General features: G+C 41.7%; 9 protein-coding genes. 3 read left to right on the top strand and 6 right to left on the bottom strand.

Annotation, left to right across the window (positions count from 1 at the left end):
- Nucleotides 1-15: 15 nt before the first annotated feature.
- Nucleotides 16-3,024, top strand: a complete 3,009-nt coding sequence (locus tag FA047_RS18925) for a DNA gyrase/topoisomerase IV subunit A (RefSeq protein ID WP_136837665.1) — start codon at nucleotides 16-18, stop codon at nucleotides 3,022-3,024.
- A 46-nt stretch (nucleotides 3,025-3,070) separates the two neighbouring features.
- On the opposite strand, the gene FA047_RS18920 is transcribed toward FA047_RS18925, so the two are convergent.
- Together FA047_RS18920 and FA047_RS18915 are read right to left on the bottom strand one after the other, a co-directional pair.
- Nucleotides 3,071-5,398 carry a M1 family metallopeptidase gene (locus FA047_RS18920; RefSeq protein WP_136837664.1) on the bottom strand — a complete coding sequence of 776 codons (2,328 nt, stop codon included), beginning with the start codon at nucleotides 5,396-5,398 and terminating at the stop codon, nucleotides 3,071-3,073.
- An 8-nt stretch (nucleotides 5,399-5,406) separates the two neighbouring features.
- Entirely contained in the window at nucleotides 5,407-5,991 is a 585-nt protein-coding gene (locus tag FA047_RS18915) for a HupE/UreJ family protein (RefSeq protein ID WP_136837663.1), read from the bottom strand.
- Between the two features lie 52 nt (nucleotides 5,992-6,043).
- Here FA047_RS18915 and FA047_RS18910 point away from each other — a divergent pair, with 52 nt between their 5' ends.
- Nucleotides 6,044-6,547 carry a DUF6702 family protein gene (locus FA047_RS18910; RefSeq protein ID WP_394347605.1) on the top strand — a complete coding sequence of 168 codons (504 nt, stop codon included), beginning with the start codon at nucleotides 6,044-6,046 and terminating at the stop codon, nucleotides 6,545-6,547.
- A gap of 52 nt (nucleotides 6,548-6,599) precedes the next feature.
- On the opposite strand, the gene FA047_RS18905 is transcribed toward FA047_RS18910, so the two are convergent.
- The 4 genes from FA047_RS18905 to FA047_RS18890 all read right to left on the bottom strand — a co-directional run bounded on the left by FA047_RS18905 (nucleotide 6,600) and on the right by FA047_RS18890 (nucleotide 10,426).
- Entirely contained in the window at nucleotides 6,600-7,658 is a 1,059-nt protein-coding gene (locus tag FA047_RS18905) for a hypothetical protein (protein WP_136837662.1), read from the bottom strand.
- Between the two features lie 386 nt (nucleotides 7,659-8,044).
- The gene (locus FA047_RS18900) at nucleotides 8,045-8,929 is read right to left on the bottom strand and encodes a class I SAM-dependent methyltransferase (protein WP_136837661.1); all 885 of its coding nucleotides are present in this window, start codon (nucleotides 8,927-8,929) and stop codon (nucleotides 8,045-8,047) included.
- Between the two features lie 13 nt (nucleotides 8,930-8,942).
- Nucleotides 8,943-9,695: an ABC transporter ATP-binding protein gene (locus FA047_RS18895; RefSeq protein ID WP_136837660.1), complete on the bottom strand. Its 753-nt coding sequence runs from the start codon at nucleotides 9,693-9,695 to the stop codon at nucleotides 8,943-8,945.
- A complete protein-coding gene (locus tag FA047_RS18890; RefSeq protein ID WP_136837659.1) occupies nucleotides 9,692-10,426 on the bottom strand; it encodes an MlaE family ABC transporter permease in 735 nt (244 codons plus the stop codon). The genes FA047_RS18895 and FA047_RS18890 overlap by 4 nt, the downstream gene beginning before the upstream one ends.
- A 127-nt stretch (nucleotides 10,427-10,553) precedes the next feature.
- Between FA047_RS18890 and FA047_RS18885 the strand changes: the two genes are divergently transcribed.
- Complete coding sequence (locus tag FA047_RS18885) at nucleotides 10,554-11,243, top strand: SDR family oxidoreductase (protein WP_136837658.1); 690 nt, start codon at nucleotides 10,554-10,556, stop codon at nucleotides 11,241-11,243.
- Nucleotides 11,244-11,249: the final 6 nt, after the last annotated feature.

Below are 11,249 nucleotides of genomic sequence, written 5' to 3'. Positions count from 1 at the left end.
TCCAATCCTTTTTTGATGAGCGACGAAGTAGAAAACAACATAAACGAAGAAAATGCACATACCGTAATCCCCATCAACGGGCTTTACGAAAACTGGTTCCTCGATTATGCTTCTTATGTAATTCTGGATCGCGCCGTACCACACATCAATGATGGTTTAAAGCCGGTTCAGCGACGTATTATGCACTCTTTGAAAGAGATGGATGACGGGCGTTTTAATAAAGCGGCCAACGTGATCGGAAATACCATGAAGTACCATCCTCATGGTGATGCTTCCATTGGTGATGCAATGGTGCAGATCGGTCAGAAAGACCTTTTGATCGATTGCCAGGGTAACTGGGGTGATCCTGTAACCGGCGACAGTGCGGCTGCACCGCGTTATATCGAAGCCCGTTTGTCCAAATTTGCCAATGATGTGGTTTTTAATCCGGATACTACGGCCTGGCAGTTGAGTTATGATGGAAGGAATAATGAACCGATTACTTTACCGGTCAAGTTTCCTTTACTGCTCGCACAAGGTGCAGAGGGTATTGCGGTAGGTCTGGCCACCAAGGTCATGCCCCACAATTTCCTGGAGTTAATTGATGCTTCCATTGAGGTTTTAAAAGGTACCCGTCCAAACATCCTTCCTGATTTCTTTACCGGCGGTATGGCCGATTTTTCTGCATACAATGAAGGCATGCGGGGCGGCAAGATCAGGGTAAGGGCAAAGATCACGGAAAAGGATAAAAAGACTTTGGTCATTACCGAAATACCATTTAGCACAACTACCGGGTCGGTGATCGATAGTGTATTGTCTGCGAATGACAAAGGCAAAATCAAAATCAAGAAAATAGAAGACAATACGGCTGCTAATGTGGAGATTGTGGTGCACCTTGCACCGGGCATCTCTCCGGATGTGACCATTGATGCCTTGTATGCTTTCACTTCCTGTGAGGTCTCTATTTCTCCAAATACATGCGTGATTAAGGGTGAAAAGCCGCAGTTTTTGAGTGTCAATGATATCCTTATAGAAAATACACAGCATACAAAAGCTTTACTGAAACAGGAGCTGGAAATCAAGCTTCATGAGTTGCAGGAGAAAATCTTCTTCAGTTCATTGCTGAAGATCTTCATTCAGGAAGGGATGTATAAAAATGCAGAATATGAAAACTCTGCGAATTTTGATACTGTAGTTGAGGTATTGAATATCTTATTTGATCCGTTCAAGCCTGATCTTTACCGGGACATTCTTCCTGAGGATTTTAAGAAGCTGATCGATAAACCGATGAGCAGCATTACCCGCTTTGACGTGAAGAAAGCGGATGACCATATGAAGGCACTGGGAGATGAGATCAAGGTGGTGAAAAACCATTTGCGTCACCTCACTGAATATGCCATTGCATGGTTCCAAAAACTGAGAGATAAATACGGAAAGGGACGGGAACGTAAAACAGAAATCCGTCTTTTTGATAGGGTAGAGGCTTCTAAAGTGGCACTGGCCAATGTAAAGTTATACATGAACCGTGAAGACGGATTTATTGGTACAGGCTTGCGTAAAGATGAGTTTGTGGCAGATTGTTCGGATCTGGACGAAATCATTGTTTTCAGAGAGGATGGCAAATGTATCATCACCAAAGTGGCTGATAAAACCTTTGTTGGCAAAGGTATATTGCATGCACAGGTGTTTAAGAAAGGTGATGAACGTACGATTTATAACCTGATTTATAAAGATGGCGCCAGTGGTGTTTCTTATATCAAGCGTTTTGCGGTTGTGGGCGTGACCCGTGATAAGGAGTATGACCTGACCAAGGGTAGCAAAGGTTCTAAGATACTGTATTTTACTGCCAATCCTAATGGTGAGGCCGAGATTGTTACGGTACAGCTTAAGCCACATACCAAACTTAAAAAGCTTCAGTTTGATATTGACTATGCTGAGGTGACTATTAAAGGACGCGGATCACAGGGTAATATCGTATCGAAATACCCGATCAAAAAGGTATTGCTGAAGAGCAAAGGTGTATCTACACTTTCCGGACTAAAAATATGGTATGATGACCTGCTTAGAAGGTTGAATGTGGATGGCAGGGGTAAGTATCTTGGTGAATTTGACGGAGATGATAAAATCCTTCAGGTACATAAAGAGGGTTGGTATGAGCTCAGCACTTTCGAACTGAGCAATCACTTTGATGCAGACCTGGTACTGATCCAGAAGTTTGATCCTGAAAAACCTTTTGCTGTAGTTCAGTATGAAGACAAAGCAAAGAACTATTTCATCAAACGCTTTGTATTTGAATCTATAGCAGTGGGCAAGAAGTTTAGCCTGATCAGCGAAGAGAGCGGTTCCAAATTTCTCTACCTGACCAGCAACCCGGCTGCGGTACTTACCGTAGATGTTCTGAAAGGCAAAACTCAGATTCCTGAGACTCTGGAAATCGTGTTGTCCGAATTTATTGATGTGAAGGGGATCAAGGCAAATGGAAACAGGCTAACCCAGCATGAAGTTAAGAATATATCCATACTGCACAACGAAGAGATAGAACTCGATGATGACATCAAAGAGGAGCAGGTAGATCCTGCACTAAGTAAGGATGCTGATGGAGAAGAGGTGCCGCTTCCGGAAACAGAGGAAACAGAAAGTATTGAGGATGGTGCTGAAGAAGAAGTTGTGGAGCAGGAGGGTGTTGCTGAGCTGACTGTTTCATGGGTTGAGGATGTTGAGACTAAGACAGAGCCTGCTGCACTTGAAACGAAAGCGGAGCCTGCGCCTAAAAAACGTGCTTTTACCACCGAAAAGCCACCTGTAGAGAAAAAGACTGAACCGCTGGAGGAAAAGGCCGAGTCTATAGAGAAACAGGTTGAAGAAGTGAAAGAAGCACCTGTTGTACAGGAGACGCCAGTTGCTAAAGAACCTGCTACTAAAGAACCTGTTACTAAAGAATCTGCTAAAAAGACCTGGTCTACACCAAAAAAGGAAATTAAGCTGGAGATCACCAATCCGGGAGATCTGGAAATCGACGATAAAGGCCAGACGAAGTTGTTTTAAAGCTTCGTCATTTCTTTTGAAGTTTCGAGATGACGCGGTAATTATCTTACCGCTGTCTCGCATCTCTCATTGGATTACTTCCTGTAGAAGAACCCCTCGGAGCCTGTTGTTGTTTAAACAATTCAAATCTAGACGGCTGTGCTTTTCTTGGCCATGAGTTATTAGACTCATCGATATCTGCTGTTTCCCTGTAAGGATCTATTTGTACTGACGCCACTTCTTTATCTTTGGCAAATACCTTGGTTACTTTGTTTTCATTCTTTCTCCAGATATACGCAGGAATCCTGTCGGTTTCTTTACTGCCGTCTTTGAATGTCCATTCGATGATGATAGGCATCACCAGGCCGCCTTCATTTGAGAATTCCAGTTCGTAGAAGTTCTTTTTGCTTTCATACAGTTTTTTCTCGTCAGCGGAAAGCGAGTTGTAATAGGTTTTAAACTGGTCATCGGCAGATTTGCTGACTTCAAAACGGTCGAACTTGTTGTAGAAGTCAAGGAGACTGGTATCCTGTTCTACCGCAAATTTAACACCCGCCGCTTTATTGCGTTCACGGCCTATGTATTTGGAATCTTTGTCGTAAGCTTTTTTGTCTTCTACGTTTTCTACAGCCTGTTTCATACTGTTCATACGGTAATAACGCACGTCATTCAAAGAAATATCAACAGGGTCTGTGCTGAAAAACCAACCCCTCCAGAACCAGTCGAGGTCTACTGCAGATGCATCTTCCATTGTCCGGAACAGATCAGCAGGAGTGGGGTGCTTAAACGCCCAGCGTCTAGCATATTCTTTGAAGGCATAATCAAATAGCTCACGGCCCATCACGGTTTCCCTCAATACATTGAGCGCTGTTGCGGGTTTTGCGTAAGCATTCGGTCCAAAATTGATGATGTTTTCCGAGTTGGTCATGATAGGCTCCAGCTGGTCTTTCGGCATTTTCATGTAATCAACGATCTTGTGTGCCGGGCCTCTCTGAGAAGGGTAATGGTTGTCCCATTCCTGCTCAGCCAAAAACTGGCAGAAAGTATTCAGTCCTTCATCCATCCAGCTCCATTGTCTTTCATCAGAATTCACGATCATCGGGAAGAAGTTATGGCCCACTTCATGGATGATTACACCGATCATGCCATATTTGATGGCTTCGGTATAAGTGCCGTCTTTTTCTGCCCTGCCATAATTGAAGCAGATCATTGGATATTCCATGCCGTTCGCTGCTTCTACAGAAATGGCTACCGGATAAGGGTATGGAATGGTGTGTTTAGAATATACTTTTAACGTATGGGCCACTACTTTCGTAGAGTATTTGTTGTATAGCGGATAGGCTTCAGGTCCATAGTAAGACATGGCCATGATCTTTTTGCCATCTATGTAAGTGGCCATAGCATCCCATACCAGGCGGCGTGAAGATACCCAGGCAAAGTCCCTTACGTTTTCTGCGACATAAGTCCACGTTTTCTTAGCGGAAGATTTTTTGGAAAGACCGGATTTGATCTCACCAAGGTTTACAATTTCTATAGGTGCTTTGGCAGATTGTGCTTCGTTCCATCTTTTCATACTGGCTGCACTAAGTACCTGGCTGTAATTCTGGCATTCTCCTGTGCCGCCTACTACGTGATCAGCAGGAACAGTCATGTTCACTTTATAGTTTCCAAAAGCAAGTGCAAATTCACCACGGCCTTCAAACTGTTTGTTTTGCCAGCCCTGAAAATCAGAGTATACTGCCATGCGCGGAAACCACTGTGTCATGGTGAATAAGTAATTGTCGTCTTCAGCAAAATACTCATATCCACCTCTTCCGCCAACGGTCATGCGGTCAGGGATGTTGTAATTCCATGAAATCCTGAATTTGTATTTTCCTTTAGGCATTAATGTAACCGGGAGGTCTATGCGCATCATGGTGTTGTTGATGACATAAGGGATGGACTTCCCATTTTCATCAGTGATTTTGATGATGTTTATACCCAGGTTATTTTCGTTTCTGATGATGCCGTCCAGCTCCTTATAGCTCATCTTATCAGACATTTTACTGGTTTCAGTAAGCTTATTGTCGCTGGTGGCCTTGTGCTGGTTCTCATCCAATTGAACCCATAAATAACTTAATGGGTCAGGGGAATTGTTATAATACGTAATGGTTTCCGAGGCGGTAAGCTTTAAGTTCTTCTCATCCAGTTCTGCATTGATGTCATAATCTGCCCTTTGTTGCCAGTATGCAGGTCCGGGAGCACCTGAAGCGGAACGGTAAGAATTAGGATCAGATATGATGGTTCCCAGTTGTTCGAATTTGTTTCCGTGATTTGAACCTGGATTGTTCAGTAATTGTGCAAATGCTGAAGCACTGAGCATCGTTGCTGCAAACAGAAGTAAAGCTTTCTTCATGAGGTAAATTATAAAATCGCTGACAGCCGTTCTGCAGCCATGATAAACGAGATACCAAATATAGCTGATGAAAGGAAGAAATTCCAGTCCCATCGCTTAATTTTTACAAACCAGATGAGTACAAATGAGATGATCAGTACTCCGGTTACGATAATTACCTGTCCAAATTCCAGTCCGAGGTTAAATGCCAGCAACTCAGTTATAATGCTCGTGCTTTTGCCGAGCAGGCTTTTGAGGTAATTGGAAAAGCCCATGCCGTGGATGAGACCAAAACATAATGCGAAAGTGTATTTAAGCCTGATATTTTTTGGCTTTTGTTTTTTGCTAAGGATATTGGCGCTTGCGGTAATCAGTATGGTTACCGGTATCAGGAATTCTATGAGGGCCGTGTTGATGCTTACTACGTTTAGTACGCTGAGCGCAAGTGTGATGCTATGGCCTATGGTAAAAGCTGTTACCAGTATCAGTACTTTTTTCCAGTCTGCGGCAGTATACATGCCACATAGCGCAAGCAGAAAGAGGATGTGATCATAACCTTGCCAGTCTAGAATATGGTGCCAGCCGAGGTTAAAATAGAGACTAAAATCTTCCATTGGTGTTTAATTCATATTTTTGATTCGAATTCAAAGCAATATCTTAATTTACATCGAAATTAAACAATTATGTTCCAGTTCATTTTGTTCTTTTGTTTCAACCTCTTCCACCCTCTTCCACCCATTCTACGTCAGTGTGACTGAAATAGAGCAAAACGTAAAAACAAAAACCGTCCAGGTGAGCATACGTGTTTTCTTTGATGATTTTGAAAAGGCATTGGATAAACGGTATAAGACGAGGGTAAATATCCTAAAACCCAAAGACCGCAAGCAGCTTGATCAGCTAATTTCAGCTTATTTGACCGACCATCTAAAGGTCCGGGCAAATGGCAAGGCCGTGGTTTTAAAATACCAAGGCTACGAAATACAGGAAGATGCCGCCTGGTGTTATTTTGAAACGGTGCCACTGGCTGCGGTACAGTCGATAAGTGTGCAAAATGACATTCTGTATGAACAACATGAAACACAGATCAATATGATCCATGCGATTGTAGGAGGAAAGAGGAAGAGTACTAAATTGGACAATCCGAATAGCAAGGCTGAGTTCGTGTGGTAAAGAACCAGAGGGTGCCTTTTCGGACAGCCTCTGGTTCTATTGCTATAATGATCTACTGGTACTGAATATAAATCGGCGCCGGTTTTAACTTCAATAATTCTTCCGGTGTCATCAAACGGTTTGGTGCTTTCTTCAAATCGTTTTTATAAAATAACTTGAATCCGGTAAACTGCACTGGCTCTGAGTAAATGAAGTGACGGTATGTTCCGATTTTTAAGTCAGGTTCGCCCCATCCATCCATGTGCATTACAATCTGAACTTCAGGACGTAATTTGATGTTCTGGTAGTTACTTACCATTTTACGGGTAAATCTGTGTATCACAAATACTTTGGGAGGCAGGTTGTATTTTTTTACCATATCTGCAAGGTGTTGCGAAACGTAGTTGATGTCTGCAGCGTCATAAGTTCCAATTTTCTTACCTGGTTTAGAACCATCTTTCATAGAGAATTCAGGGTCGATACCCAGGTGTACAAAAGGCAATTGCAGGTATTTTTCTATATGCGGCAACTCAGCTTTGATGGTGCTGAGTGCAACCTGCAAATCCAGAAACACGATCGTGTTTTTTTGCATTTTGGCAATTTTCAGCACAGAATCAATCTGTTTGTTGCCCATCCTGTTGATGTATTTTCCATCTTTTCCAGGCGTGCCGCTGGCGACAGCAGCGATGTAGTGTACACCAGCCTGAACAGGAGTAGAAGGATCTGCTTTTTCCCATCTTTTCACCTCAGCATTTAATCTTCTCCACATTTCTTTAGGCGCATACTCACCTAAAGCGCCCATTTTTTTAGAATGCAGGTTGCCATAATATACCACAATACGTTTAAATGGAAGTATGGCGCCGTCCAAAGGATAGGGTTGTTTTTTAACCGGCCATTTTCCGGTGGTATCTCCGTTTGCATTTTTCTTAATCAATGCATTGTATTTAGCGGTGTCAATTGGTTCGCGTACAATTTCGGTTTCCCCTTCGGTTTCAATTAAAGTCGAGTCGACTCCGGCTGCCGTTTTAATAGTTTTTCCGTTTGTCTTTTTAGCTTCTGAAGAGCAACTGGTGAATATACCGAATGATGCAGCTCCAACTAAAAGCATCCCTGCTAGATGAGATAATTTCATTTTTTGATTGTGTTTTTTATGGTAAGATATTAAAGTATTAGTTGTTGACCTGATAATTTTAAAATCATACAAGTATACCATTCTTACAACGAATTAAAAATTAGTCGGCAAGGATATATTAAAATATTTATTCAAGTTGCTTGGAATTATTCTAAATAACTTGCTATACTTGCAGAGTTATTTGAAATGATTCTAAATAATTCTTCTGGCCATGGACGTGGTCAGGATGATAAAGATAAATTTGGTTGGTTTAAGTTGATAGAAATGCTTCCGGAGCCCTTCCGGAAGCTCCTTTTTAAATCGCTGGAAAGAAACTTAGTTCAGTAAGGTGTTACTGGTTTAGGTGTGTTTGAGAGCGTCGGATTAGGTCCCCGACGCTTTATTTTTTATTTAAACTTGTTGAATTTACCAAATACACCCAGTGGAAGTTTAATCCCTGAAGTTGCCTGCAGGTATAATTCTCCTGTTTCCAGGTTTTTCACCTGAGGGAAAGACGTTTTAATCAGGTTTTCGACAATTACAGAAGAAAAACCTAAGCTATACGTGTTTAAGATCAGGAAGTGTTCATCATCATCAAGCAACTGCACAACATCATGCATCATTTCCTGAATATGGTCTTCCAGTTTCCATTTTTCACCATTTGGACCATGCCCAAAAGCAGGGGGGTCCAGGATAATCCCATTGTATTTTTTGCCCCTTTTCAATTCTCTTTTCACGAATTTTAAGGCATCTTCCACTACCCAGCGTACATCTTTCAATTTAGAAAGCTCCTGATTTTCATTTGCCCAGTTGACCACTTGTTTTATAGAATCTACGTGTGTCGTATCTGCTCCGGCTGCTTTGGCAATTAGTGATGCTGCGCCGGTATAGGCAAATAAATTGAGGACTTTAGGACTAGGCGTTTTGAATTTGCGGATACATGAAGATATGTAGTCCCAATTTACCGCTTGTTCCGGAAACACACCTACATGCTTAAAAGAAGTGAGTCCCAGGCGAAGATTGATGGTTACATCATCATTTTTATACTCCACATTCCACCTGTCTGGCAGATGTGCCGAGTTTTTAATCCACTCACCCGAAGTAGCAGAACGTCCTTTAAAGCGAATGTGTGTCGCTTTTTTCCATTCTTGTTCAGATAGTGTTTTTTTCCATACAGCCTGAGGCTCCGGTCTGGATAATACTAGATTTCCAAAACGTTCTAATTTTTCAAAATCACCACAATCAAGCAACTCGTAGTCTTTCCAGTGCGTGGGGGTAAGCAGGCTTATCATAAAATAAAATATATTAAAATTTGCCTTTAGCTGCTTTCATAAAGCGGCTTGCAAAGACAAAATCGTTTAGTTCCTGAATGTCAGTGTGGGCGATTTCTTTGTTGGAACCTTCCCAGAATTTTTTTCCTTCATGAAGAAAGAGGATATAATCCCCGATTCCCATTACTGAGTTCATATCATGTGTGACCACTATAGTGGTGGTATTGTACTCCTCGGTCAGCTCTTTGATCAGCTCATCAATTACGATGGAAGTTTTAGGGTCCAAACCTGAATTTGGCTCATCTACAAAGAGGTATTTTGGATTCATGGCAATTGCACGTGCAATTCCTACACGTTTTTTCATCCCTCCTGAAAGTTCAGCAGGGAAGAGTTTATTTTTGCCTTCCAGGTTTACACGTTCGAGACAGAAGTTTACACGTTCCAGTTTTTCTTTGCGGGATTGTTCGGTAAACATGTTCAAAGGAAACATGATGTTTTCTTCTACGGTCATGGAATCAAAAAGCGCAGAGCCCTGGAAAAGCATACCGATCTCTTTCCTAATCTCAATCTTTTCTTCGAAATTCATGGTCGTAAACTCGCGTCCGTCGTATTCTACACTTCCTTGCTCAGGATGGTGCAGACCAATCATACATTTCAGTAAAGTGGTTTTACCAGAACCTGAGCCCCCAATAATCAAATTGGTTACCCCGGCTTCAAACTTGCCTGAGATTCCTTTCAGTACTTCATTGTCGCCAAACGACTTGTAGATGTCTTTGATCTCGATCATAGTAATAACTGGGTTACGATATAGTCACAGGCAAGGATAGAAATACAGCTCACCACAACAGCACGTGTACTGGCCTGTGCTACTTCCAATGCCCCGCCTTTAACATAAAAACCTTCGTAGGCAGGTACAGAAGTAATGATAAAGCCAAACACAAATGCTTTCACCAGGGCAACAACAATTGTGTATGGATTGAAATCTGTAGTAATTCCCTGAATATATTCAGCCGGAGAAACTGCACCGGATAATGTTCCGCCCAAGTATCCTCCGCCGATGCTTAAGAACATAGACATGATCACCAATAGTGGGACCATGGTAATACCTGCAAGTATTTTTGGGAGAATTAAGTAGCCCGGGGAATTGATCCCCATGATTTCCAGCGCATCAATTTGCTCACTTACACGCATGGTGCCGATTTCAGAAGAAATGGCTGAGCCAATTTTCCCGGCAAGTACAATTGCAGTAATCGTAGGGCTCAACTCCAGGATGCTTGAATCTCTGTTTACCGAGCCAATGATTGTTTTCGGAATAAAATCACTCACCAGCTGGAAGGCAATCTGTAAAGTCATTACAGCACCAATAAAGGTAGAGATGATCGCGATCAGTCCTATAGAACCCACGCCGATAAAGTCCATTTGTTTGAAAATGGCCTTTAGATATATTTTAAATTTTTCAGGTCTTCTAAATACCGCTTTTAATAAGAGAAGATACTTTCCAAAATTGGTGAAATTCATTCAGTAAAAAATTAGCTATAGTATTTGTGCAATATTATTACAAAGAAACAATTTTCTAACAACTTCTTGGCCACAAAGTTTTCTATGCATGTCTTTTTGTATAATTGCGACAAAGAAGACAATAATCATGAATGCGATCGTTACCGGTGCTACCCGTGGAATAGGAAAAGCTATAGCCGTGAAACTGGCGGAAACAGGATATAATCTTGCATTGTGTTCCAGGAATGCGGACGAACTTGAACAAGTGACAGAGGAACTTCAACATACGAATGCGAGGATATTCACTTATCAGGCAGATTGCAGCATTAAAACTGAGGTCTATGCTTTTTGCAATGCTGTTCAGCAAGAGTTCGAAAGCATAGATGTTTTAGTCAATAATGCCGGCATATATTTCCCCGGTCTGCTGTTGGATGAGGCTGATGATCAGTTTGAAAAGCAGATTAACCTGAACCTTAATGCAGTTTATTACCTTTCCAAATTTTTCGGAAAAATGATGCGTGAGCAACAGAAAGGGCATATTTTCAATATATGTTCCATCGCAAGTAAACAAATTGTTGAAAATGCTGGTAGCTATAGTGTAACTAAAGCAGCGTTGCTTAGTCTTAATCATGTATTTAGGGAAGAGTTATCAAAATACAACGTTAAGGTAACAGCGATTTTGCCTGGTTCTACACTAACTTCATCCTGGGAAGGAACAACAATCCCGCATGAACGTTTTGTACAGCCTGATGATATTGCGAAAACCATACATACTATCTTAAATTTAAGTAGTGGCGTAAATGTTGATGAGGTGACGATAAAACCCTTACAATTTTAAACATAG

This window comes from Pedobacter frigoris, from assembly GCF_005116445.1.
Taxonomy (GTDB): domain Bacteria; phylum Bacteroidota; class Bacteroidia; order Sphingobacteriales; family Sphingobacteriaceae; genus Pedobacter; species Pedobacter frigoris.
Note: the sequence above shows the minus strand (reverse complement) of the source record. Positions and strands in the feature narration are given on the sequence as shown.

What these genes read in the sequence shown, in the direction of transcription:
- FA047_RS18925 (WP_136837665.1), top strand. Translation starts at nt 16, where the DNA reads ATGAGCGACGAAGTAGAAAACAACATAAACGAAGAAAATGCACATACC.
- FA047_RS18920 (WP_136837664.1), bottom strand. Translation starts at nt 5,398, where the DNA reads ATGAAGAAAGCTTTACTTCTGTTTGCAGCAACGATGCTCAGTGCTTCA.
- FA047_RS18885 (WP_136837658.1), top strand. Translation starts at nt 10,554, where the DNA reads ATGAATGCGATCGTTACCGGTGCTACCCGTGGAATAGGAAAAGCTATA.
- FA047_RS18890 (WP_136837659.1), bottom strand. Translation starts at nt 10,426, where the DNA reads ATGAATTTCACCAATTTTGGAAAGTATCTTCTCTTATTAAAAGCGGTA.
- FA047_RS18905 (WP_136837662.1), bottom strand. Translation starts at nt 7,658, where the DNA reads ATGAAATTATCTCATCTAGCAGGGATGCTTTTAGTTGGAGCTGCATCA.
- FA047_RS18900 (WP_136837661.1), bottom strand. Translation starts at nt 8,929, where the DNA reads ATGATAAGCCTGCTTACCCCCACGCACTGGAAAGACTACGAGTTGCTT.
- FA047_RS18915 (WP_136837663.1), bottom strand. Translation starts at nt 5,991, where the DNA reads ATGGAAGATTTTAGTCTCTATTTTAACCTCGGCTGGCACCATATTCTA.
- FA047_RS18895 (WP_136837660.1), bottom strand. Translation starts at nt 9,695, where the DNA reads ATGATCGAGATCAAAGACATCTACAAGTCGTTTGGCGACAATGAAGTA.